This window comes from Spirosoma gilvum, from assembly GCF_054776815.1.
On the sequence record NZ_BAAHBH010000001.1, the window covers coordinates 564,016 to 590,209 of the forward strand.

Here is a 26,194-nt window from a genome sequence, read left to right on the forward strand (position 1 = left end):
TTTAGCACATAGATTGATACACCTCCAGCGTTTGCTGAGCTGTTTTGTCGCACGAGAACAGATGCAGCCGTTGGGCACCTTTCTGCCGTAATTCCGCACAAAGCGCATCATCAGTAACGATTCGTTCAATGGCATGGGCGATGGAATCATCATCTTCCGGATCGAAATAAAGGGCTGCGTCGGCCCCTACTTCTGGCAGCGAACTCCGATTGCTTAACACCACCGGGCAACCTCCACTAAATGCTTCCAGCACGGGTAGCCCAAAGCCCTCGTTGAGCGATGGAAATACAAACGCACGGGCATGACGATACAGATTCATCAGACCTGCATCAGTAATGGGTCGGTAATGAACCTGCTCATTTAGTCGACTGGCATAAAACAAAGACTGTTCTTCCGGCGTAAATGATCCGCCACCAGTACAAATGAGGTGCAGATCGGGATAGCGATGCAGGATCGGCTGAATAGCCCGGAAAAAACCGGTAAAGTTTTTATATAAGCCCCGCTTGCCCACATACAGCAGATAAGGTGCCTCAATTGGCCGAGGTTGTAAATCGACGGATGAGGCTATATCGCTTAGTCGGGTACCCAGATGAATGACTTTTACCTTGTCGGGCTCGATAGGGAAGTAACGAAGCAAATCCTGTTTACTAAATTCCGACACGCTGATGATGCAGTCGGCCCGGCGTAGGAGCTGCTTTTTTAAGTCATACAGGCCTTCACCAACTTCGGGGTACTGTTGGCCAAACCGCTCGCTGGTTGCATCATGAAACGTGAGCACAAACGGTTTTTTATCAATGGCTTTCAGAAAATACCGATGGTAGTAGGTTGGATGAAATACATCGAATTTACCCGCCCGAACGCGTTGTAAGCTATACAGTCGATTCAGGACGGAGGCAACGCGGTGTGCATTACGAATCTGGGCAAGGCCATGATACCGCAGATGATTGCTAAACGATGCCTGATCTAAATATTCGTTGTTAGACAGCCGCAGCGACAATTCAAACTCAACGTCTGATCGCTTGGCGAATGAACGCATCAGTTCAAAAAAATAGCGGGAAACGCCCCCATAAGGCAGGCCCGTGAACGATTGATGGTCGAAGAGTACTTTCATGTAGGAAAACCTACAAACCATATGCCGGTTTGTATTTTTCTGAGAAAACTTGCCGACAAAAGTAGCGGTATTTGCCGATAAATCCTTGACCTCTATCGATTATTACCCGCCGGCACTTATCGAATGGCAGGAAGATAAACCTGATCCAGAAAACGATTAACAGCCTTCATCGATCGAATTGTTTGGTAACGCCAGCCTCGTATAATTGGCGTTTCCGGCTGCTGCCCAAAAGCAGGCTGAATCGTTTCGAATGGTAATTGCTGATAAACGGAAATGGCTTGCCGATAGGTGTTTAATAAGAGTTTGGCTTCTGGATGTTGGGACAATAGGACGCGATTCTGATGAGGGAATAATCCTTCGTCGGGGTTATGCAGGCCCTTGAAATTTACAAATTGTAAGCGTTCATGTTGACCTGACGGACCGTTGACAAACCAGTTACTGGCTTCTGAATGGAGCGTTCGTTCGGGGAGATTCCAGAGCCCGACGTGCCAGCCCAGATTTTTGATAATGGCTACATTTCGAAAAAAGACAGGAACGTGCATGAGCCAAATCTGGTCCAGACAAAGCCCGGCGCAGAAGTCGATAAAGGCCCGCTCACGTACCCGATCATCCCACCAGACCAGCATACGCTCGGTTTCGGCTGATCGCCTGAAAGCCAGAAAATCAGCGTTATAAAGTCCTACGTTCTGAAAGGCTTTTTCATCGGGCCACGACCTGGCTGTAACAGTAGGTAGCGCCAGATCCCGTGTGATGAACGGTGTCAGAATAAAATTGGCCTGGCCAGACTGGGTCCAGATTTGGTCGATAGGAGCAGTAAAATGAATGTTCGGATCGGCATAGATGATTCGATCCGTTTCAGGATACCGACGTAACGCTTCTGCAATGAACAAAGGCTTACAAGCCGCCGAAAATTCTACCGGGGTATATTGAGCCGAAAGGACGTTTAGTTCTTCTGTTGATAACAGATCCCGGACCGGAAGGAGCGGATAGGGAGACTCGAATCCCGATGGCAACTGGGCCGGATCATCAGCTAAACCAATCAACACAAATGGATCAGTAGCCGCATGTTGACGGAAGCTATCGCCCAGAGCAAGAGCCTGGGGTAATTGACGAATTGTACAGATGGTAAGTAACACAGTGAGCAAAACTACGTCATTCGAACAAATCGCCCAAAACTGCCAGATAAGGCGCATACCAATCGGCGGCTGGATCGGCATAACGGTGGTAGTTGCCATCCCATAAACTGGTCAGTACAGGCGCAAATCGTTTCAGACGATTATGGGGCAAATTGCTCCGCATGGTATAATGGGCCAACTGACGAGCGAGTTGAGGCAGGCCTGGCGAATTAGCTGGAACCCGTTCGCTCAAAAGTTGGCTAAGTACCTTCAACTGGATCTGTTTTTTATGCAGCGGAGCAAGTTTACGGGCCCGATGTCGGGTAAGCCGATCGCGCAGGCGAATACGCTCCCCAACTTCCTGAGGTCGTACGCCAACCTGCTGTTGTACATGTGTTCGGTAGAGTTGTAGGGGCTGATCAATAAACTGAACGACGTTTTGAGTCGCTGCTACTAACGCCAACCAGCCATCATAGATGTAGCCTGGGATCGTTTTCGGAATGGGCAACAGCACTGACAGATAGGAGCGCCGAAGTACCGTAGCACAGCCCATCATCCGGTTACCATCCAGCATAATATCCATTACTTCCCCTGACAGCCACCGATTTTTGGTTTTTTCATCGAAACGAACCGCTTTCCAGAAGCGTTCTTCGCGCCCGTCGAGGTATTGGTCAGTAACCCAGGCATCGCAGAAAGCCATCTGCACCTGGGGATGATCAATCATGTACTGGGTCATCGTACTGATTTTCTGCGGAAGCCAGAAGTCGTCCTGATCGCAGAGAAAAATCAGATCCCCTTGACAGGCAGCAATAGCCCGTTCGAAGTTTTTATTGTAGCCTAAGCGGGTCCTGTTTGGCAAAATTCGAACAGGGAAAGACACGTTGGCCGCCAATTCTTTCAGCAACTCAGGGGTGCCATCACTTGAGCAGTCGTCAGAAATAACAATTTCATCCGGTAACTGATGCTGATGAAGCAGGCTATGCCATTGTACGGGTAAATAGGTTTTCCCATTGTACGTACAGAGGGCTATGGAAATGGTTGGTTTTTGCACAGATGTTGTCATACGCTCAGTCATATTTGGTAACCGTATTTGGCGAAAATGGGTCGCCAGTACGTTAATCCATGAATATCCCAGGCGTGGCAGCCGAATGGTAATTGCCCTTGATTGTAATGTTCAATGGCCCATTGCGGAAAAAATTCAATTGAAAAATGTAACGCTTTCCGATAGTTCGGAATCTGAAGGTGTGGCCAGTGTCGATTTACTTCTATGCCCCAGAACACATCTTCGTGATACTCGTGCATGTCGATACTGTTGTACTCTGCAATTTTTTTTGCAAACGGTTTTATGCATCGGAGCATGGCCGGAACCCGGCGAAGCGAAAAGCCTCCACAACCCACCCCATTCAAATTTATTATCTCGCGGGGCGTGATGCCATCTGCTTTTTTAAGGTCAAACCAGGTTGCTATTTGTTGTTTTATAGTAAACCAAACCCGATCCCCCAAGCCTGTAAAATCCCGGTCGCGCAACCAGGGGGCACCAATGTAATCATAATTCTGCTGACACCAGTATGCCAATTCATCCTTAAAGACGAACGCATCCAACTGATGGATCAGTATATACTCCTGATCGGCAAACGCCTGATAAAACTCTTCCGACAACATGAGCCGATTGTATCCCTGAATGTCAGAGAAATAGCTATCATCGAAGGTACGAGCCTGCAGATCAGGACCTATTTCCTGATAGGCCGTAATATCGAGCGAATGCGGTGTAGCTAGCCAAATAGGGTAATTCTTTAATACATTTAGGCACTGAGTTAGCGCAATGCGCTCATAATCAGTAAGCTTTTTTTTGTAAACGGGTATAACAACGTTTACACTAACAGGTGTTGATGATCTCATGCAAATTTAGGCTGACCGAGTCGTTTCGCGACCGCTTCCTGCACCCAGCTATACGGTAGATCGGCGCAGTAGTGATCAAAATTGTTGAGAATGGTAATGCCTTCTCCTCGCTTGAAACGACCTGAATAAGGTAAATAATCGACAAAATCGAACAATTTACCCAATAAAATAATCCCTTCGGTATCGACCGCATTGGCCATGTGAGCTGGCCCACTGTCGATCCCAATAAACAGGCAGGCCTGTCGAATCACTTCGGCGGTTTCGAGTAAACTTAATTGGCCGCATAAGCTTCGAAATTGTGGATGGTTTACAGTTATAGTTGGTGCTAGTCCGATTTCAATCACTGGATTCGGGTACGTGTCTGTCAACCACTGAACCAGTTTATTCCAGTTGGCTGCCGACCAGTCGCGCATGACATGACTCGACTGACAGTGAATCACAATTGGATTGGCCGACAAATGTAATGACGATATTTTTTGCCGAACAGTTTCCGGGATATACATTTTTGGGTCGGCGGTGAGCGGGGGTAAACCGGCCGCCTGAGGAAAAACATATAGCAAATCGCCCCGATCATAATAATTATCAAAGTTCAGACCGATCTGATCGGCGATCGGATTGACCGGATCTTCCAGGCAATATTTACATTTTCGATGCGAAATATGCAGGTTGTAAACGGTGTCGAAAATGCCCGATCGAAGAAGTCGTACTCGTTCTCCAGGGCATTTCTCAATCAGATACCCATCCAGGTCAGGATGATATTTAACCAAATCGGCGTAGGGTTCCCGAACTACCCAGATGACATAATCATTCGGATGCCGCCGTCGTACTTCACGCGCTACTGGTTCACAGGCAATGATATCACCCATTTGCTCCGACAGAATAATAGCAACAAGGGGGCGGTTTTTATGTTTCTGTTTAAGCCACCATAGCTGTACGTATTTAACGGCAAACGACCAAAACTTACCAACGATGTGGATATATTTATGATAGCGATATGTCCAGAGCTGCCGGAAACGCGGTCCCTCATTCATACTCAATGCGATTCTAACAGCGAAATGACTTGGTTGAACGGTGTTTTAAGCAATTTACGAACTCGTTTGTAACGAAGTACTACCGGCGGTTTAATATAAACGCATGGATACTCTCTGTATCGCTCGTTATAGTTGGCCAGCAACCGCTCTCGGTAAAAATCGAAGAGCGGACGCACATCGAGTCGTTTCTCTTTCCCCTGGCTTACATCGGTAAACGTAAACCGGGTTTGGTATTTCGAGATTTCATCCGGGCGGTCGGGGTTGTAGCCGCTGTAATGAAAAAACTGTAAGGGTTCAGCCTCTTTTTCTACGCCTGCCGAAAAAGGAGGATTAACTGCCCCTCTGATTTGCCAATTTCCTGCTTCGTTCTGCGAAAAGTATCGCTCGTGTAGATTCCAGTACGCTACATTATAGCCTAAATGATGGTCGATCAGTACATTATCATAGTAAACTGGCGCAAAATTGACCCAGTGTTGATCCACGAAAAGGCCCTCGCACAGATCAATCCGGCATTCGTATACCAGCCGCTCTTTCCACCAGTTCACAAACCGGCGGGCTGTTTGATCGTTTCGCAAGCCAATAAACCCGAGGTTGAAAATGCCCGTATTCAGATGGTGCAATTCGTTTGGGCGTTCCCAGTCGGGGGTGGGCGAACAGGTATGCGGAGTCAGCACCAGACTATAGGTTTTCAGCGCTTCATTCAAGTCGTGTAAAGGCTGAAAAACAATAATGTCGGGGTCGAAATAGATAACCTCGGTAGCGTCGGGGTACTGATTATAGAAGTAATCGATAAAAAACGGTTTGACGGCCGTGTTGAGCTCCGTAATGTCGTAGCGATCGCACATGGCCCCAAAGTCTGGAATCCCGATTTTATCCACTTCGAGCATGGGGTAATCCGGGATTAGCTCCTTGGGTAAATTGGCTGCACTAAGTTTATCGACCAGTCCGATCACATAGCGATAGCCAGGGTTTGTTTGTCGGAGCGAGTCCCCCAGCGTTCGAGCCTGAGCCAGATAGTTGATCGAGCAGATGGTAAAAGCGAGTGTCATAAAGAAGCTGGGAAGATAGCAGATAATTCAGTTATGACAAAACGGTCGACTTAACTGACGAATGGTGAACAAGGCGGTATACGAACCGGATTCTTAGGTTAAAACAGAGTAAAGGTGAACAGGAACCGCTAAGAGAGAAAGGCTAACATTCAGGCAGCGAGTTGGTTGAATAACGACACGAGCGTGTTAACACTTTGCCTGGCCGGATGCCGTGCCAGGATTTTTTCGCCCAGTCGTTGGCCCATCTGTATACGAAGGTCAGGATTCTGAAGCAATTCAATGATTCGATTGCTCATCGCATCCAGATCCAGATAGGGAACCACAAAGCCGCCATCTGTTTCGACCAGCTCGGGCGAGCCACCCGCTCCATCAAAACACACAACCGGTACTCCGCTCAACCCCGCTTCGAACACGACTAATGGATAGGGGTCTTCGCGGGAACAGAGCACAAATACGTCAAATCGGCTGGAATAGCGAAGTACTTCGGGGGTAGGAGGAATTAAATGTACCCGGTCGGCCAGACCTGCTTTTCGAATATCGAGCCAGAGATCGTCGTGCAGGGCACCTTTGGGCATGCCCACCCACACAAAGTGAACAGGTTGTTTACCCGTATAACGGCCAATCACCTGACGGGCAATACTGACGAACAAGTCATTTCCTTTTCGCCATTCAGCATTGCCACAACCACCAACAATCAAGGCATCGGCCGGCAGTCCCAGCGATGCATAAATAGTTGGTTGGTCACGCGCCTGCTGAACTTTTCGCTCCAGCGTAGGGGTATCGATAAGTGTGTATAGCGATATACGTGCCGGATCAAAGCCATGTTCCTGTTCGTAATACCGGGCTGTCGCTTTCGACACGGCCAGCATATGATTCGTTCGTTTTAACAGATAGGCCAGCTCATCGGGTCGGGTATAAATCCGAACCGACATATCCAGTTCATGAACGAATGTGACCACTGGTGTTTTGACGGGCAGGTTTAACTGGGCAAACCACCGACTGCTGGTAACCGTGTTGACCAGTACCAGATCGACGGTGTCGAGTGACAGTTGTGCCCGAATGGCCTGTTGACGGGCCTGGGTCTGCCGATCCGAAAACTGTTGCCATTTGCCTAGTTTCCACAAAACCTTATCGGCCAGAGCACCGACAACATACGCAGGCGGAGCAGGCCAGATCGTTACGGGACAAATGGCCTGATATTCCTCTAAAAGCGGACCTCCTTCGCCCAGCAGTAAATGCATCTGAAAGCCTTCTACTTTCAACAGGCGCATTAAGTTCAATAAAACAAGCTGCGCTCCGGCGCGGTTGGCATCATGGCCGATGAGAAGGAGATTCATACTTAAGGAGTGAGGAGCGAGGATTGAGGAGCGAGAATGGCTGACGCGAACTTTTCTTGATGCGTCAGCCATTCTCGCTCCTCAATCCTCGCTCCTAATACTATAATCAATACGCTTCGTAACTGGGTTTGGGGAGTTTTTTGGCGGGATTACCGAGGTAGAGTCCCCATTCTTCCGTGTCTTTATAAATCGCGGAGGCCATACCTACCAGCGTGCCGGTAGCAATGTGCAGAAAATCGCGGATGGTACTGTTGACACCAAAAAAGCAGTAGGGTTCAATAACACAGTGCCCCGACATGACCACATGGGATGTAAAGAACACATGGTCTTTAATCTGCCCGTGGTGACCAATATGATTGCCACTCCAGAGAACAACGTTGTTGCCGATGGTTGTAAACGGCTGGATGGTGTTATCTTCCAGGATGAAGCAGTTTTCGCCAATCTGGTTATCGAATACGGTCGCTTTGGAACTGACGTACGAAATGAACTCATACCCTTTTGCTTTGGCTTCGAGGTAAATTCGTTCGCGATTGCGGTTCATATTCCGGCCGGTCATTGGCGCGAAAAATTTATATTCACTGGGCGAAAAAATCGTTTCGACTTCCTCGAAGGCTACTAAAGGTAGTCCCTGAAATTCGGTGCCGTTCATGTATTCGCGGCTAACGGTAAACGCCACTACTTCGTGTTCGGAATCGTGCTTCAGGTAGAAATGGGCCAGTTCGGCCGTATCCATTACGCCAAAAATGATAACTTTTGCCATGCTTTGAAAGGAGTGAGGGGTGAGGAGCGAGGAGTGAGAATGCTGACGCAAGCCAATGGCTACCGGATGGATTCTCACTCCTCACTCCTCGCTCCTAATACTACACTAATTCATATTCATCCAGCATCGTTTTTACGCTGGTCAGATCATTGTTCATCAATATATCCACAATCGATAGCCAGGGAATAAACGGATTTCGATTATTGACCTGCGGATATTCGAACTTGTTGGATTTAATAAAATTCAACTCAATACCCGCCTGAGCAAAGGTAGGTTTATCATACAGTTCAGTACCCCCAATTGGATTAATGTACCCTGTGGCCTTTTCCTGCTGACAAATATCCAGAATCCGTTCCTGTGCCTTAAGCTCGACGTTATTGTAAATACCAGACGATTGGACTATCGCCGTTGGTAGCTCCAAATACTGAGTTAGCTCAATCAGGCTAAAGTACACCAGTTCGGCAATTGAATCGGTGGTAAAGTTGATGATTTTTTCGACTAGGGGCATAACCGTTTGATAATACGGTGCTTTGCGATAACCTTGCTCAATGGTCTTCAGTAGCTTTCCCCGCCATTTCGGATCATCGGCAATATGCACTTCGTTGATTCGCTTATTCTGGCTGGCATCTTTCAGTGGAACCGTAAACAAATGTTCCTGTCCGTTGATAGCTAGTCGATTACGGTTTATCCAGCCTCGGTTGATGAAGGCTACATCATCGTACAGAACAAATTTGTCCACAGCTTTGATGAGCTGCATGTAGCCAATATATGGCAGAAAATAAGGCTGCATGATCGCAAGAGTCATCGGCAAAGGGTAGGAGCGAGGAGTGGTCCTCACTCCTTTTTAAGTTTTCGTAAATAATAATCTTCGCCCGGAACAATGATGGCGGCTCGCATGGTGGTGTCAGTGCCTAGCCGTATGTCGCCGGGTTGGGGACGAATCACACTTTTATCGAAAAACAGATAATCGGCGTTTTTCGGAATGGGTTTTAATCCCTGTTCAAACGGATTGATGGCTATAATACGACGGGATAAATGTGGTCCGTAAAGCGGGTACTCGTAATCGTCGTTGATGGTAGCTAAGGCAACTGTAGCCTGCTCTGGGACCAGCTCATCGAAACGTTTGTAAGGGACATAGGTATCCGGGCGCCCCAATGTCATCTGCTTGATTCGATCCGCTTCAAAAGCCGAAGAGAAGGAACGTCCGTCGGGGGACGTCCAGGCAAAAGGCAGGGCACGGGTATTTAAGAAGATGCACAGAATGGCCGAAATACATCCCAGAATAGTCACCAAGCCAACGTAACTCTTCCAAAGTAGTCGGCCCGGTGCTTCCACTGAGGTTCGGGCGTGCAGGAACAGCAACCCCAGAAAGGGAATGCCGAACAAACTGGTCTCTATAAAATACCGCCCTTTAAATGGGTCGTAGGGAGCTGAGTAGGAGAGTGCTGCAAAATGGAGCAAAAGCGCAATGCCGAGGTACGTATGAGGTGTTGAACGTACGTAACTGACCAGCACCAGAATCAGCAGTGGGAAAATCAAGCCAAACCCAAAGATTCCCCAATAGGGATTGGCATTATAGAACACAAACTTACGGTCGAAGGCAAACGGCTGGATCGAGAAATCTGTTTCTTCGTCCAGGCGCAGGTGGAGCTTATCTTCCAGAACCACAAGTGGTTGACGCATCGTGTGGTTGAGTTGGGCCCCTATTGTCAAATTGCGAATACCATCCAGGTTGGTATGGTCGTACCCGTATCGAATTACATTTCGACTGCCCTGCTCAAACAGGTTTCTGAGCGTACCGGCCCGTTCAACGGACTGGTGTTTAAGTGCCGTTGGTGGGCCTATTGGGTGTCCAAAAACTTCTATGTTTTTTAGATACCCTGTCGGTAACATCCACAGACAGACGCCCACCAAAATAGCCGCTCCCAACCGCCAGATACGCTGAAAGGTAACCGCTAATGAAGATGACAGAAACACGGTATAAATCATGATGACGAATACCGACGGGAGAAGCAGGGCAAAGGTGATTTTGTGCCCGAACGCAATCCCGAATGCCATACCGGCTAAATATAAGTAGCGATTCTCGGTCTTTGGCTGGCTGCTCTTGTAGCTGAATAGCATGTAAAGCAGCACACTCAGGTAAGCCGTCAACACAATGTCGGTTTCGGTCGTGATGGCCTGCATCAGAAAATCAGGAAGCAGGGCGAATGCTAGGGCACAGAAAAAGCTGGCCGACAGTCGATTTTGACCGATTCGCTGAACAATGCCAAAAACAGAAACGATGGCTGTCCAATAGCTGAGGTGGTGAATGAACTTGAAGCCATTTTCAAAATGGCCCGTCATCAGGAACGAATAGATTTGTAGCGTGCAGACGCTCTTGGGGTAGGTATCGATGTTCCAGTTTGTGCCCCCAAAATGACGCATCGTGCCGCGCTGTATGTACTGCATCACCCGGTTTAAATGCCCCGTCATGCTGTCCCATTCGTTGGGGACGGTGAAGAGTACCAGCAACAGGTTGGTAATGGCCAGTACCGTTAGGGTAATGAATAGCAGCGAGAAAAGGAACTTCGCATAGCCTGATAAATCGCCAAACCATTGACGGCCCGTTTGCCAGCGTTCCTGGATAAGTGATAAAATTGAGAAAGGCTTTTGGTCAGGGATAAGCGATCGGAGAGTAAAACCGATGATTGTAGCCGTCACAAAGACCGAAATTGCCCAAACCAGCGTATTAGCCGTTAGGTAAAGTGCGGAGAGTATAAAGCCGGTTAGAATAATACTCCCAGCTCCCAGTAAAAATGTGGTCAGCCACCATTCCGTTAGCGAACGCCGGGCGATTCGTGTCGACAGTTGACCAATAAAACCAATAAATAGTGTTAGTGCGAGAAGAGAAATCAGGGTCATAAAGAACCAACGTAAATGAATAATGGACAATGGATAATGGAAAATGCATAATGGAAATAGTACGGGCAAAAACTGGCACTATCTGTTATGCATTATTCATTATCCATCATTCATTTATTTCGCTGACAACGGCGACTGCTTCGTTGACAAATGCAGCGATCCGGTCAATGTCGGCTTCGGGTAGATCTGGGTAGAGCGGCAGACACAATACGCGAGAAGCTATGTCTTCCGAAATTGGGCAGGGTTGTGGCGTGCCGTCCTTAAGCGCAAACGGTAACGTATTGAGCGACGGATAAAAGTAACGCCGGGGTATTACATCCTGTGCTTTAAGCGTTTCGGTGACCCGAAGAAGCGTCTCTTCTGAATCGAGTACGACCGGGTAATAAGCGTAATTATAGTCTGTACCAGGCAGTAACGTAGGGCGGGTAATCCGGGTAAAATCCAGTCGATCTGCATAGTAGCCAAATCGAAGTTTCCGCGCTTCAATCAGTTCTGGAACTTTAGGCAATACACAAAGACCCATTGCCGCATGAAGCTCCGAGTTTTTAGCATTAATGCCCATCTCGAAGTAATCGTCGTTACGATGGCCGAACGACCGGAAGTGCCGTAACTTTTTGGCAATGGCATCATCGTTGGTGATAATGCACCCGCCTTCGCCGGTATGGAATACTTTGGTCGCGTGGAAACTACAGGTGCTGATGTCCCCAAAGCTTAGAATCGACTGTCCGTTGTATTTGCCTCCGAAGGTATGGGCAGCATCATAAATTACTTTCAGATTATGACGATCGGCAATGGCCTGTATCTCCTCGATTCGACAGGGGTTACCATACACATGCGTTGCCAGGATAGCCTGCGTGTTTTCGGTAATGAGTGGTTCGATCTTGTCAGGATCGATGTTGTAATCGTCTGGGCTAATATCGGCAAAAACCGGTGTGCAGCCTTCCCACAACAACGCATTGGTCGTAGCTACATACGAAAATGGGGTCGTGATCACCTCTTTCGTGATGTTGAGGGCCTTGAGCGCCATTTGAAGAACAATGGTGCCATTGGTGCAAAAAAGCAGATGCTTCACACCCAGCTCTTTTTTCAGGTCCTCTTCCAGTTTTTGCAGTAGTGGTCCGTCGTTGGTCAGGTGTACACGCTCCCAGATACCTTCCAGGTACTTTACGTAGTCCTGAAGATCAGGTAAATATGATTTTGTGATATAGATCATACGTCAATTGTCAGTTCCTGGTGAGCAAAATATAGTTTCGATGTACGGCCCGGCGTAAACCGAAAATCCGTAAACCGGCCGACTAGTTACTGTCACTAACAACTGGTTCCAGCATTTTGATATGAAAGGGAAATTGCGGGCGTACATACCCTGGCCACTTGCCGTACCAGGCGATACCTTCCCGATAATCTTCCACATCAAAGGTAATGCCTTCTTCCATAACAAAAACGGGGGTAACGGTATCCTTGACAATCATCATGGAAATTGTGTAGGAACCATCATTCAGAAAATACCCCGGAATAGTGCATTCGCCCGCTATCAACCCCTTACCATACGACTGCGATTGAGTACCTATATTGAAGATACATTCGCCCGTAAGGGAGTTTAAATGCAGACTTAAGTTCAGATTGGCGCGGTCCATCATGTTCCAGAACTCGAACCGGAACTTCATCGACGTCCGGACGTCGATATGAGTAAGATCATCTAAATAATCGGGAATCAACTCGATCCGACGGACTCGAACCAGGTCATTGCCGGGAGCCTCTTCCGGGGTTTCCCATTGCCGAACCAGCCGCGTTTTCGACACCTTACTCAGGTACGAAGCCACGACCTGATTGGTTTCGCCTTGTTCGATCAGTCGACCTTTTTCAAAGTACAGCGTTTTATTGCAAAGGGCCTGTACGGCTGTCAGGTTATGACTTACAAAGATGATGGTCCGTCCACTGGCCGAATTATCGCGCATTTTGCCAAGGCTCTTCTTCTGGAATTCCGCATCACCTACAGCCAGCACTTCGTCCACAATCATGATTTCAGGGTCGAGGTGGGCTGAAATGGCAAAACCCAGCCGAACATACATCCCCGACGAATACCGCTTAACGGGCGTATCCAGAAATTTTTCGACCCCGGCAAAGGCTACAATTTCGTCGAAGTGCTTCCGTATCTCGCTCCGGCTCATGCCCAACAGCGAACCGTTCAGGAAGATATTTTCCCGGCCGGTTAGTTCAGGGTGAAACCCGGTACCTACTTCGAGCAGGCTGGCTACCCGGCCACGGATGCGAACGGTTCCGGTTGTCGGCTGGATAATCTTGCTCAGAATTTTGAGCATGGTCGATTTCCCGGCCCCATTGTGGCCGATAATCCCTACCCGGTCGCCCTGCTCAATCGAAAAATTAACATCGCGCAGAGCCCAGAATTCTTCATGCGTGATGGTGGTTTGGTCTTTTTTGTTGCCGAATATCGACCGGAAATTTTCCGAGATGACATCCCGCAACGTATTGACACCTTTGCCCTTTTTATGGTCAATGATGTATTGCTTGCTAATATTTTCGACAGTAATGACGGACATAAGTGGTGAGGAGCGAGGAGTGAGGAGCGAGGAGTGAGAAGGCTGACGCATGTTTTTTCTTAAAGCGTCAGCCTTCTCACTCCTCGCTCCTCACTCCTAACTACTTTTAAATATCATCTACAAAGGTATTCTCCCGATTCCGAAAAAAGTAGAGTGAGAGTGCCAAACACACCAGCACTATGCTAACTGATATGAGCAGACTCTGCGGATTAAAATATGCTTTTTCACCCAGTAGTGACCAGCGAAAGCCGTCGATAATGCCAACCATCGGATTGGCCCAATACAGTGGCGCCCACCACTCCGACGACTTATCGGCCACGAGACGACTACTATAGGCGATTGGACAAATATAAAAGCCAACCTGAACGATGAATGGAATAAGCTGGGCTATGTCGCGGAAACGAACGTTGACAGCCGCGAAGAAGAGCCCAAACGCAAAGGAGGCCAATAAAGCCAGAACAATGAACGCCGGGAGTAAAAGCAGGTGCCAGTCGGGAATAAATCGGTACCAGATGGCTAATAGAATGAACAGACCCAGTGACACCAGGAAGTCGACCAGACTAATGGCAATCGAACTGAGGGGCATGATCAGCCGTGGAAAGTAAACCTTCGTGACCAGATTTGAATTGAGCGTAACGCTGTTGCTGATCTGGGTAAAAGCCGTCGAGAAAAACGTCCAGACGGTAATGCCCCCCAATACCATCAACGGATAGGGAATGCCCGGATCGGGTGGGAGTTTGGCAATCTTACTGAATACAAACACCATGATCAGCATGGTGGTTAATGGCCGAATAAGCCCCCAGGCCGTACCGAGTGCGGTTTGTTTGTAACGAACCGTTACGTCGCGCATCGACAGAATATAAAGCAGTTCCCGATTTCGCCACAGATCCCGCCAGTAGTGCCGTTCGGAACGACCGGGCTGAATAACAACTTCGTGTGTTTTCAAAACAAATTACAGTTTATGAGTTTCGCTGCAACGAGTGTATTGATTGTTCTATCTCCGTTGCAGCGAAAATGCTTAATCTTTCATTATCGAACGGAAAGTCTCCCGGACGAAAATGATCACAATAGAGAGAACCAATGTCAGGGCAATACCGATCTGAAGCCCCTGGGTTTTGATAACTTCCCGGTACAGCGGATAGGCAACAGGCTCGATGATGGTGAACAATGGCGTTTCCCGAATAAGCGATAAGCGCATATTATCGGCACTCTGAAGTGCCTGATAATACAAGCCTGATAGGAAGCTTGAATTGCGGGTCAGTTTAGTTTCTTTCAGACGAGCCTGAGCCACAACCACCTGCTGATTCTGGTCCATAAACTGAGCCAGTTGATTCTCGGTTCCCGTTATGATTTTAGCCAGTGAATCGGCTCGTTGCTCGAGCATCTGATACATCTCACGGGTCTTTTTGGTCTGCTTCTTCTGGTAGTCTTCCTCAATGGTTTTGAGATGGGTGTTCAGGAAGGTAGCTGTCAGCTTTTCATCTTCCATAAAGCACTCTAATTCCATGAATGAAGATTTACGCTCGGGCTGTTTAATCGCCATTTCGCCTTCAATCCGGCCGCAGATACCTGCCATCACGATCTGCTCCGTTTTTGTGTATTGTTCAGGAGTTTTGGCCTGTTTGAAATAAAACGCCCTGAGCGAATCGTTATCTTCCCATTCTTTATCGCGGATACCACTATGGCGGATATAGTAGTTGACCAGCAATGTGTCTTTACCATTGATGGTATCCGTTTTCATCAGGGTTTTTTCCAGCACAGGGCGCGATTTGGCGTAAATCAGGAAGTTATCGCCTACGAAAATGTTGGCATCAGGAGCCCCTGACGATAGCCCGAATGCACTGGCCAACTGCCCCAGATCTCCACCAAAACCACCGTTCGATGAGCCCCCGCCAAGGTTGAACATAATGCTTCCGGTATAAACAATTCGGGGTTTATGCATTAAGTCATAAATGAAGCCAGAAATAGCTCCGATACCCACCAGAATAACGAGGAATTTCCAGTTACGCCGAAATACATTCTTTATGGATAAAAAACGTAAAACGACCGATTTGGGAGATAGCTCATCGGGCGGTAACGTTCGAGCCGTGACCGGAGAATTGGTGTGTGTGTCAGTTAAGTTAGTAGAAGCCATGATGGATTGCTGCCTAATTTAGTTTACGCGGGAAATCAGTAAGATCGTCGTGATAAGTGTTAACAACGAACTTGCAATCCCCACCGTCGACGATAAAACTTGTTGTGCTGTCAATGGATTCGTAGTCCGTTTGGGAACGACAATTTCTGCACCAGGTTCAACCCGCGGATACACATTGAAGAACATGAATTTCCGGGTGCGATCGACTGAGCCGTTGGCGTAAACGATAAATGAACGTTTCTTCTGAGACTTGGAGGTAAAGCCACCCGTTTGCGAAATGTAATCCTGGAACGTCTGACCAGGACGATATTTGACGGTATTAGGTAGTTGGACTTCACCCTGAATGCGTACCGTTTCCAGGAGTTTAGGAATCCGAAGGGTATCGCCTTCCTGAACCAGAATGTCTTCGGTCGAGCCTGGCTTGGCCAGAATTTTCTTTAAGTTGATTCCAATCGACTCCGAGGAAGTTGGGGATAGGGTTTCGGTTTCAACGACCGTTTTCGTCGCATTATCGGCTACTTCGCTGATGGCCCGTTGTTTCCGGCGAAGTTCATCGGTACTGAGCCGTACCGGCCGCACCAGCGTAGCACCTTCAACGTAAGCCTGGGGAGTTAAACCACCTGATTGAACGACCAGATCCGAAATTTTCATGTCTTTGCTGCGGATAGCATAAGGCCCTGGCATGATCACTTCACCCACAACAGCCGCATACGTTTGTTCGAGGTAATTGGGCGACCGTCGGACAATGATCTGGTCAAATGGCTCCAGTACAAAGGCTCTGTTGGCATCATTGGTCAGGGTTAGATCGCGGTTCACGTTGAAGCGGTAGATATCGGCGATCTGAGCGGTTGGAGAGCGAGGATCGACGTCTTTTTTCCGCCGTACAACTTCAACAACCGAGTAAGCAGCCGATTCTTTCAAGCCACCTGTTTTAATTAATACGTCGTTGAGCGTCATATTGGCCATATACGGCATTCCTGGATCGGGCTTATTCAGTTCGCCCGTTGCGGATATAGTAGCCTGCTGAGCTAGATCGAAGCGCGATGGAATGATAACCTGATCTTCGCGCTGGAGTGGAATATCGGGATCAGTACCTGCCAGAATATTGGCCAGATTAATCGATAGGTTTTCGACGGCCAGATCTTCGCGGGTCCGAACGATGTTCACACGACCCGTGAATGCGTCACCTCTCAGCCCTTCGGCCGAGGTAATAATATCTTTCAGGGTTTTATTGTTATCGAGGGAATACTCACCTGGACGGAAAACAGCCCCTTCAATCGTGATCTTATTTTCGAATCGATTCAATACCCGTTCGACCGAAACGACGTCGCCGTCCTGCATCACAAAGGATTTAAACTCTGGGGCGGTCACGTCCGTTACCTTCAACTCCCGGTCGGTCACGCGCGTAACTTTCAGGCGACCTTTATAGGCGTTGGCGGTAAAATCACCGGCATAGAACAGAAGCTTATCGAGGGTTTCGCCGGGGAGCATTTCGAAAATATTCGACCGTTTCACCGCTCCGCCAATTTCAATCCGTTCAATGAAGGTGGTAAAGCGAATATTATCGTTGTCCTGCAAACGTAAGTCGTTTTGCTGAATCCCATTTAATAGGTAGTCGTAAAGGTCAAGCGTGGCTACGATGCGGTTATTACGAATCAACTGTACTTTCCGGTACGAACCAATGTCATTAGGACCACCGGCCTGATAAATGGCGTTCATAACCGTCGACAAGCCCGACATCGTGTAGGTACCCGGACGCACAGCGTCGCCGGTTACAGTTACCCGAATGCTTCGAATGGAGCCGAGCGATACTTCCAGGAATGTATTTTGCGGACCATACGATGAACTCCGAAGCCCTACAAACTTCGTAGCCATCCGGCTGACCAGCCGTTCTTTTGCTTTATCAACGGATAAACCCGATACAAAAATGGGCCCAATACCCGTTTGCTGAGCGATGTAAACAAACCCTTCGGGCGACACTTTCTGAGAGTAATCTCCTTCCGAATACCCATACATCCGAATATTCAACTCGTCGCCGGGGCCAACAATGTAATTGCGCGGAGTAGCAATGTTGATATTGGGCTGGAAGGTAGACGCCATAGTCGGATCGTTAAACAGCGAGTAACCAAACAACTTCTGACGACGTTCTTCCTGTTCACGGCGCTGAGCCTGCTTTATACGCTCTTCGGCAAGTTCTTCGTCGGTGGCAGGAACTGTTTCCGAATTGTCCTGCTTATCGAATTGCTGATTCCCCTCAGTCGCATTGGTCGTTGTGCCGTTGTTGCCCGTACGGGATTGCTGGGTAGGAGTAGGGTTGCCCGTACGTCCGTTAGTTGTGTTTTGCCCGCGCTGTTGGTTAATTTGCTGCTGAATATTGGCTGGCAGGTTTCCAGGCGTTACACCAGAAGGGAGCCCACCTCCCCGACTTGGCGAGGCTGGGTTTATAGAACCTGGTGCCGAAGAAGGGGCTGCTGCCGGCCCAGGAGCTACCTGAGCCCGAGTCGTCAATCCGGCTATGAGTACCAACAAAATAGTAAGACAGGTGGCTAATTGACGAGATAAGCGGCTTATGCCGAAAAGAAAAAAATTCAGTGGAAACACGTGAATAATTCTTAGATTTTGCATATTTTTAAGAAGTCGAACAGCTCGCAAGCAACGCCGACTAAGACCAGTAGTTAACGAACAATTTATTCGTGTAGTACGCAGGATAGTTTAGTTGGCAAAGTAAGCGAACTTTTGTTGGATTTTAAACAGTTTCCTTTTGAATGGTAAGTTTTATACCTCTTACCCTACACGGTATAACTTTTCCGATGTACTGAAAGAGGTTGCAAAACTACTACATTTTTAGTTAATCCATTAACCTACATGGCAGAATCTCTGAACCAGCCGGTTCAATACAACGAAGACAGCATCCGCTCGCTGGATTGGCGCGAGCATATTCGCCTGCGACCAGGCATGTATATCGGTAAATTAGGCGATGGATCGGCTGCCGACGATGGTATCTATGTTCTTTTGAAAGAAACGATTGATAACTGCATTGACGAACATGTCATGGGCTTTGGCAAAACGATTGAGGTGCGGGTAACCGACCACCGGGTCGAAGTGCGCGACTATGGCCGGGGTATTCCGCTCGGTAAAGTCGTTGAGGTCGTGTCGAAGATCAATACTGGGGGTAAATACGATTCGGGAGCATTCCAGAAGTCGGTTGGGCTCAACGGTGTTGGTACCAAAGCGGTTAATGCCTTGTCGACCTATTTCCGGGTGCAGTCGTTCCGCGAAGGCCGAACCGTATGGGCCGAATTTGAGCGGGGCGAACTAAAGCAGCAGGGAGAAGAAGTTTCTTCTGAACGTAACGGTACGCTGATCTGCTTTGAGCCCGACGATACCGTATTCAAGCATTTTCACTTCATTCCGCAGTTTCTGGAAAACATGATCTGGAATTACTGCTACCTGAATGCCGGCCTAACCATTGCGTTCAATAAGCAGAAATACATTTCCCAGAACGGCCTTCTCGATCTGCTCCGGAATAAAACCGATGAAGATTCGCTGCGCTACCCGATTATCCACCTCAAAGGTCATGATATCGAAATCGCACTTACGCACGGTAATCAATATGGAGAAGAGTATTATTCGTTTGTGAATGGGCAGAATACAACCCAGCATGGTACGCACCTTAACTCGCTGAAAGAAGCCGTCGTTGAAACCATTCGTAAGCATTACGACAAAAGCTACGAAACCACGGATATACGGGCCAGTATTATTGCGGCCATTAGTATCCGGGTTCAGGAGCCCGTGTTTGAGTCGCAGACCAAGACTAAACTAGGTTCGGTCAATATGTCGCCAGAGCCAAATGCCCAGTCGGTTCGGTCGTTTGTGATTGATTTTGTAAAAGAACGCCTGGATGATTACCTGCACATCAACCCGTCGGTGCGCGATGCCCTTAAAAAGCGAATCGAACAGTCGGAACGGGAACGCAAGGAACTCGCCGGTATCAAAAAATTGGCCAATGATCGTGCCAAAAAGGCAAGTCTTCACAACAAAAAACTGCGTGACTGCCGAAACCACCTGTCCGACCCGAAAGCAGAAGATCGCTATCAGACGACTTTATTCATTACCGAGGGTGATTCGGCCAGTGGATCGATTACCAAATCGCGCAATGTTCAGCTGCAGGCTGTATTTAGTTTGCGGGGAAAGCCGCTAAACTGCTTTGGTCTGACCAAGAAAGTGGTGTACGAAAACGAAGAGTTCAACCTACTTCAGCATGCGCTGGACATTGAGGAAGGACTGGAAGGATTACGGTATAACCGTATCGTGATTGCTACGGACGCGGATGTCGACGGAATGCACATCCGGTTATTGATGTTGACATTCTTTCTGCAGTTTTTCCCCGATCTGGTCCGAAATGGACACCTCTATATATTGGAGACACCGTTGTTCCGGGTACGGAATCCAAAAAACCATAAGGAGACCACCTATTGCTATTCGGACGATGAGAAACAAAAAGCCATTGGCAAACTGACGAAGAGTGGCAAAAAGATCGAAATCACCCGGTTTAAAGGGTTAGGAGAGATTTCGCCGGAAGAGTTTGGGCTGTTCATCGGCGAGAGTATGCGACTGGAACCCGTCATTATGGAAAAGGAAACCTCTATTCCGAAGCTGCTCAGCTACTTCATGGGTAAGAACACGCCGGAACGGCAACGATTTATCATTGATAATCTTCGAGTTGAAAAAGATGTAGATGAAGCCGCACTGGTGGCCTAAATTGATTTTAGCGTATTTATAGGTCAAACAGACATCCGCTCGAATTTTGAAGGGCGATCTAAAGAGCCTCCTTTCTTAAGCTTTGCGCAGTACTACAATGCCAAAGTCTGAGAGGAGGCCTTTTTATGTCGGTCTATATCCGCCAACCAATTGAAGCTGTAAACATAGCTTTCTAATCCGTTGGCTCTCAAAAGTACAGGCCCATCTTCAGCTGCTTAAGAACAAACTCCTCTGGTTAGTAAATAGTGGCATACTATTGAATTTATATACTAATTATATATTGTTTACTTACAAGGTAATATTGAAATAAATTATTAATTATATTCAATTAGTCTTTTTTAATCTTCAATAATGACTTCTTGATATTATACTATTAATCTTGCGTATTTGGCTAGTAATCTTTTAAGAAAACAGTCTTTTTATTGTAGATAATACATTTGATTTATGGAGAAATATCAAAAGATTATATTGGATAATAGAGTATACTAATTATTATTTTTGTAATTATTTTCAATTGTTTACTAGGTTATTACATAGATATGTACAAATAATAAAGATCATAATTTTTTAATCTACATTAAAACATATTGAATTTATCCAATTAACTTTGATGTTAATATCTATTTATCTACAAACTATGCACAGATCTTTATTGAGTCTCTTGTTATTTATTGTAACAAGTAGTTACCTGTACGCTCAGACGACGGTCCGAGGCAGTATCACGTCATCGCAAGACGGAGGGCCACTACCAGGTGTCAGTGTGGTAGTGAAAGGTACCTCCGTAGGAACAATCACTGACAAAGAGGGGAAATTCTCCATTAACGTCCCCAAATCGTCCGCTACGCTCGTTGTAAGCTTTATCGGCTTTGTTACGAAGGAAGTCGACGTGACCAGCAAAACAGCTGTCACTATCGCACTTGACGAGGAAGGCCGCTACCTGAATGAAGTTATGGTTGTGGGCTACGGAACCGTAAACAAAGAAACCCACGTAGGTGCCTCTAATCAAATCGATGCTAAGACCTTTGCCAATCGACCAAATTCCAACGCCTTAAACTCTGTTATCGGAGCGGCACCAGGCGTGCAGGCTACCCAGGCAGGTGGGGCTCCAGGGTCGGCTCCTGCTATTCGGGTCAGAGGGTTTGGTTCGATCTCAGCCGATAATTCAGCGCTGTATGTAGTAGACGGTGTTCCCTACAACATGAGTACATCGAGTATCAACCCTGACGATATCGAATCGATTAGCATTTTGAAAGATGCGTCAACAACGGCTATTTACGGATCGCGGGGTGCCAACGGTGTTGTTATGATTACGACTAAGAAGGGTAAAAACAACCGTAGTAACCTGACGTTCAATGCATCGGTCGGCGCGATTTCCAGAGGCTTACCCGAATACGAAACCGTTTCGGCACAGGAATACTATCCGTTAATGTGGGAAGTATACCGGAACACGCTGCAATATGGTTCATTGAAAATTCCTCAGGATGTAGCCAGCAGCATTGCCTCTGGACTGACTACAACCTATAATGGTAGAAATTATACAGGCATCACGGACCTGTTGAAATACAATCCGTTTAATGTAGCCGACAACCAGCTCGTTGATGTGAACGGCAAACTAAATCCAGCCGCTCAATTGCGGTATCCAGAAGATTTGAACTGGGTCGATGCCATTCAGCAGGGCGGCAAAAGCCGTAGTAACTACAGTCTCTCGTATGATGGCGGTACGGCAAAATCGGATTACTTCGTCTCGTTGGGCTATACGAAAGAGCAAGGGTATCTGTTAAAGTCTGATTTTGAGCGTTTTAGTGGGCGTATCAATGTAAATACTCAGGCTACGAAATGGTTTAAAACCGGCTTTAACTTAACCGGAACGTACAGTAAAGCTAATACAGATGCGGGTAGCGATGGGGGAACTTCATTTATTAATCCATTTTACATCTCTCGCTTTATCGCGCCAATCTACCCGGTTCACAAACACGATCCGACAACGGGAGATTACATCCTGGATCAATACGGCAATCAGGTGTATGACCTGGGCGATTCGCGACCATATGCGAGTGGACGACACGCAGTTTGGGAAAACCAGTTGAACGACCGGAAGCAATTTCGTGGCGTTATTGGTGGCCGGACCTATGCTACGATAAATCTGTTTCCTGGCTTTAAAGCAACGACGAACGTAAGTTTCGATTTACAGGATACCCAGTACCGCACCTACGATAACCCAATCGTTGGGGATGGCGCTCCGGCGGGTCGTGCCAGTAACAACCTGTATCGGACTACCTCAACGACCTTCAACCAGTTGCTGGAATATGATAAGTCGTTTGGCAAGCACAATTTAAATGTGTTGGCTGGTCACGAGAACTATTCATATAAATACAACTCGCTGACGGGCTCTCGCTCGGGTATTATTGTGGACGGTATCACCGAGTTAGTCAACTTTGCGTCGGTATTGGGGGTTTCTTCGTTTGAAGACAACTATACCATTGAAAGTTTCTTCTCAAGAGCCAATTACGACTTCGATAAAAAGTATATTCTGAGCGCAACGCTCCGAAGAGACGGTAACTCTAAATTCTACAAAGACGTTCGTTGGGCCAACTTCTGGTCGCTGGGTGCTGCGTATAACCTGGAGAAGGAAAGTTTCTTCCAGGTGCCCTGGATTGACCTGCTGAAAGTACGTACCTCGTACGGTGTAGTTGGGAACGAAAATTTAGGTACTGATATTGGCCTCTATCCGTATCAGTCTCTATATACACTTGGCCGGAACAACAATGCTGAACCAGGTTTTACCCAAGCTTCTTTACCCAACAACAACCTAACCTGGGAAACGGGTAAAAATTTCGATTTAGGCATTGATTTCAGTCTGTTCAGAAACCGGGTATCGGGTAGTGTTGAGTACTTCAACCGCGTTACCGATGGGTTGATCTTTAACGTTCCGCTTGCTTTATCAAACGGTGGAACTACCAGCGGAAACTTCACGATCCCCAGCAACATTGGTAATCTGTACAATAAAGGGTTTGAAATCCAATTGACGGGAGACGTGGTCAGAACGTCGGATTTCAAATATTCGGTGACTCTGAACTGGACGACCTTTAAGAATCAGATTACGAAAATGCCGGATAACCAGCCACTGATTCAGTCGGGTACAAAAGGCTATAGCGTAGGGCATTCGATTTATGATTTCTACATGCGTGAGTTTTATGGCGTCGATCCAGAAACGGGTAACTCGTTATACCGCACCAATGCCTTAACGACCAATGCCAAAGTAATTGGAGCCGATACCGTAACGACGGTTATTTCGGAAGCAAACTACCGGTACACCGGGTTTTCATCGATCCCAAAATTCTATGGCTCAATGAACAACAACCTGTCATACAAAGGCTTAACTCTGAGTGTATTATTGACCTATCAGGTAGGTGGCAAAGTGTATGACGGTGCTTATGCTTCTCTGATGCACGGGGGGAACTATGGTACAGCCCTGCACAAAGATGCGTTTAAACGGTGGCAGAAACAGGGCGACATCACCGATGTACCGCGTTTCGACAATGGTAACGTGACCAACCTGACGGGTACAAGCACACGTTACCTGACCGATGCATCTTTCCTTCAGATCAACAACATTACGCTGAGCTATGCGCTTCCTTCTAGCTTACTGAATAAGATCAGCGCTAAATCGGCTAGTATTTACTTCTCGGGCGAAAACCTGGCCTTATTCTCGGCTCGTGTCGGTATGAATGTAACCGGCTCGTTCAACGGAACGGTAGACAATACCTACAACTTTAACCGGGTACTATCGGTTGGGGCACGCCTTGGTTTTTAATACGGGAAAGACTTGAAAACACATTTAACAATGAAGAAATTAATCATAAAAGGAGTTCTGGGAATGGCGGTTGCCTTCTCCCTCTTCGGTTGTGAACAGGAATATCTGGAAACGACACCAACGAACCAGGTTTCGACGGCAGATGCCTTTACAACCACTAAAAATGCATGGGCTGCCCTGAACGGTATTCACCGACTCCTGTATTCCCAAATTTTTAGCGTTCAGGCGCAGGGTGGCCAATCGGGTAATATGCTATACATGGACATAATGGGCGAAGACGTCGTATTCCCCAATGCGTCTAATACCTGGCTGCTTGCCGAATATCGCTGGACTAATTCTCATAGGAACCCATCAAGCTCGATTGTTTTCTATAATTATGAGTTCTATTATGTGATCATTGGTAATGCCAATATGATCATTAATAACATTGATGGCGCTACCGGAACCGATGCGGAAAAGAAAGCCATCAAGGCCGAAGCATTAACCTATCGGGCCTGGGCTTATTTCCAGATGATTCAATTGTTTGGTGAACGTTTTGTCGCGGGGGCTGCCAATGAGGGACTGGGTGTTCCGCTGGTACTAGAGGCTAAAACCACCCCGACCCCCCGTGCTAAAGTATCGGAGGTTTATACGCAGATCAACAAGGATATCGATCAGGCCATTGGTTTGTTTACCGGTTATACTCGCCTGAACAAATCACATTTTGACCAAAGCGTTGCTAAAGGCATCAAAGCCCGGATTGCACTGACTCAGCAGGATTATGCTACGGCCGCTCAGATGGCCAAAGAAGCTCGTACCGGTTATAGCCTGATGTCGAACACGCAGTATCTGGATGGTTTTAATGACTACACGAATCCAGAATGGATGTGGGCCTCCAAAATTGTGGCCGATCAGACGAACTATTTCTATTCGTTCTTCGCCTATATGTCGATCAACTATAGTTCGACGGCCATTCGCTCTACACCGAAAGTGATGTTCTCGTCATTGTACAGCAAAATCAGAGCTACCGATGTACGTAAGAAACTATGGGATTCGACAGGTACAAATACGGCTGAGTTCCCGTTGCCAGCCTCAACCTTCCAGCGCTATAAATACCTGCAAAAGAAGTTTAAAGTGGCTGATCCATCCCTGAGTATCGGCGATGTACCCTATATGCGGGCGGCTGAGATGTATCTGATTGAAGCCGAAGCACTCGCTCGTCAGGGGAAAGATGCAGATGCCGCAACGGTTCTCAATACACTAGCGGTCAATCGTGATCCCAAATATACCAAGTCGACGTTGACCGGGGCCGCTTTACTCGATGAGATTATGGTTCAGCGACGAATTGAACTTTGGGGAGAAGGCTTCCGATTCTATGATCTGAAACGGACCAATTCACCACTGAATCGAAACGGCGGTAACCACAATGCGTCCTATACAAACGGGGTGTTTGATGTACCAGCCGACGATAAGAGATGGCAGTTCCTGATTCCGCAGGATGAAATCAACAACACGAACGGGGTAGTCGTACAGAACCCTCAATAAGTTTTAGTAGTTGATCAGATGTAACGCGCCTGGCTGAAATTTCGGTCAGGCGCGTTACCTTTTTGGGTCGCTGTGTTGCTGCTCATAACCATAACTTCCCGAAAGCTCCAAGCTTTCGGGAAGTTTAAATGCATGTCAATTTTAATTCAAAAGGGGGATAATGTTTGTAGGAGGCAAGAGGAAATGTACTTTTGTACGTT

General features: G+C 47.4%; 18 protein-coding genes. 3 read left to right on the top strand and 15 right to left on the bottom strand.

The features are described 5' to 3' along the window. Position 1: 1 nt before the first annotated feature. From ACYVFD_RS02265 to ACYVFD_RS02335, 15 genes are all read right to left on the bottom strand, one after another. Entirely contained in the window at positions 2 to 1,111 is a 1,110-nt protein-coding gene (locus ACYVFD_RS02265) for a glycosyltransferase family 4 protein (protein ID WP_461088093.1), read from the bottom strand. 116 nt (positions 1,112 to 1,227) lie between these two features. After that, entirely contained in the window at positions 1,228 to 2,346 is a 1,119-nt protein-coding gene (locus tag ACYVFD_RS02270; protein WP_461088095.1) for a hypothetical protein, read from the bottom strand. Then, positions 2,264 to 3,289, bottom strand: coding sequence for a glycosyltransferase (locus ACYVFD_RS02275; RefSeq protein ID WP_461088097.1), 1,026 nt, complete (start codon positions 3,287 to 3,289; stop codon positions 2,264 to 2,266). The genes ACYVFD_RS02270 and ACYVFD_RS02275 overlap by 83 nt, the downstream gene beginning before the upstream one ends. An 8-nt stretch (positions 3,290 to 3,297) precedes the next feature. Continuing rightward, positions 3,298 to 4,125: a DUF5672 family protein gene (locus ACYVFD_RS02280; protein WP_461088099.1), complete on the bottom strand. Its 828-nt coding sequence runs from the start codon at positions 4,123 to 4,125 to the stop codon at positions 3,298 to 3,300. Beyond that, entirely contained in the window at positions 4,122 to 5,156 is a 1,035-nt protein-coding gene (locus tag ACYVFD_RS02285; protein WP_461088101.1) for a glycosyltransferase family 9 protein, read from the bottom strand. The genes ACYVFD_RS02280 and ACYVFD_RS02285 overlap by 4 nt, the downstream gene beginning before the upstream one ends. A gap of 2 nt (positions 5,157 to 5,158) precedes the next feature. Next, positions 5,159 to 6,205 carry a glycosyltransferase family protein gene (locus ACYVFD_RS02290; protein ID WP_461088103.1) on the bottom strand — a complete coding sequence of 349 codons (1,047 nt, stop codon included), beginning with the start codon at positions 6,203 to 6,205 and terminating at the stop codon, positions 5,159 to 5,161. A gap of 149 nt (positions 6,206 to 6,354) precedes the next feature. After that, positions 6,355 to 7,542 (bottom strand): glycosyltransferase family 4 protein, encoded by a 1,188-nt coding sequence (locus ACYVFD_RS02295; RefSeq protein WP_461088105.1) that lies wholly within the window; start codon positions 7,540 to 7,542, stop codon positions 6,355 to 6,357. 106 nt (positions 7,543 to 7,648) lie between these two features. Continuing rightward, positions 7,649 to 8,302, bottom strand: coding sequence for an acetyltransferase (locus ACYVFD_RS02300; RefSeq protein WP_461088107.1), 654 nt, complete (start codon positions 8,300 to 8,302; stop codon positions 7,649 to 7,651). A 100-nt stretch (positions 8,303 to 8,402) separates the two neighbouring features. Continuing rightward, positions 8,403 to 9,107: a WbqC family protein gene (locus ACYVFD_RS02305; RefSeq protein ID WP_461088108.1), complete on the bottom strand. Its 705-nt coding sequence runs from the start codon at positions 9,105 to 9,107 to the stop codon at positions 8,403 to 8,405. Positions 9,108 to 9,136: 29 nt separating this feature from the next. Then, complete coding sequence (locus ACYVFD_RS02310; RefSeq protein ID WP_461088111.1) at positions 9,137 to 11,203, bottom strand: ArnT family glycosyltransferase; 2,067 nt, start codon at positions 11,201 to 11,203, stop codon at positions 9,137 to 9,139. A 106-nt stretch (positions 11,204 to 11,309) separates the two neighbouring features. Then, the gene (locus ACYVFD_RS02315) at positions 11,310 to 12,416 is read right to left on the bottom strand and encodes a DegT/DnrJ/EryC1/StrS family aminotransferase (protein ID WP_461088112.1); all 1,107 of its coding nucleotides are present in this window, start codon (positions 12,414 to 12,416) and stop codon (positions 11,310 to 11,312) included. Positions 12,417 to 12,498: 82 nt separating this feature from the next. Next, positions 12,499 to 13,761 (bottom strand): ABC transporter ATP-binding protein, encoded by a 1,263-nt coding sequence (locus ACYVFD_RS02320; RefSeq protein WP_461088114.1) that lies wholly within the window; start codon positions 13,759 to 13,761, stop codon positions 12,499 to 12,501. 106 nt (positions 13,762 to 13,867) lie between these two features. Then, entirely contained in the window at positions 13,868 to 14,707 is an 840-nt protein-coding gene (locus ACYVFD_RS02325; RefSeq protein ID WP_461088116.1) for an ABC transporter permease, read from the bottom strand. 72 nt (positions 14,708 to 14,779) lie between these two features. After that, the gene (locus tag ACYVFD_RS02330; protein WP_461088118.1) at positions 14,780 to 15,895 is read right to left on the bottom strand and encodes a hypothetical protein; all 1,116 of its coding nucleotides are present in this window, start codon (positions 15,893 to 15,895) and stop codon (positions 14,780 to 14,782) included. 18 nt (positions 15,896 to 15,913) lie between these two features. Beyond that, positions 15,914 to 18,520, bottom strand: a complete 2,607-nt coding sequence (locus ACYVFD_RS02335) for an SLBB domain-containing protein (protein ID WP_461088120.1) — start codon at positions 18,518 to 18,520, stop codon at positions 15,914 to 15,916. Between the two features lie 240 nt (positions 18,521 to 18,760). Between ACYVFD_RS02335 and ACYVFD_RS02340 the strand changes: the two genes are divergently transcribed. From ACYVFD_RS02340 to ACYVFD_RS02350, 3 genes are all read left to right on the top strand, one after another. Then, positions 18,761 to 20,656, top strand: coding sequence for a DNA topoisomerase IV subunit B (locus tag ACYVFD_RS02340; RefSeq protein ID WP_461088122.1), 1,896 nt, complete (start codon positions 18,761 to 18,763; stop codon positions 20,654 to 20,656). A 637-nt stretch (positions 20,657 to 21,293) separates the two neighbouring features. Further along, positions 21,294 to 24,470 carry a SusC/RagA family TonB-linked outer membrane protein gene (locus ACYVFD_RS02345; RefSeq protein WP_461088124.1) on the top strand — a complete coding sequence of 1,059 codons (3,177 nt, stop codon included), beginning with the start codon at positions 21,294 to 21,296 and terminating at the stop codon, positions 24,468 to 24,470. Positions 24,471 to 24,500: 30 nt separating this feature from the next. Continuing rightward, positions 24,501 to 25,994 carry a RagB/SusD family nutrient uptake outer membrane protein gene (locus ACYVFD_RS02350; RefSeq protein ID WP_461088126.1) on the top strand — a complete coding sequence of 498 codons (1,494 nt, stop codon included), beginning with the start codon at positions 24,501 to 24,503 and terminating at the stop codon, positions 25,992 to 25,994. Positions 25,995 to 26,194: the final 200 nt, after the last annotated feature.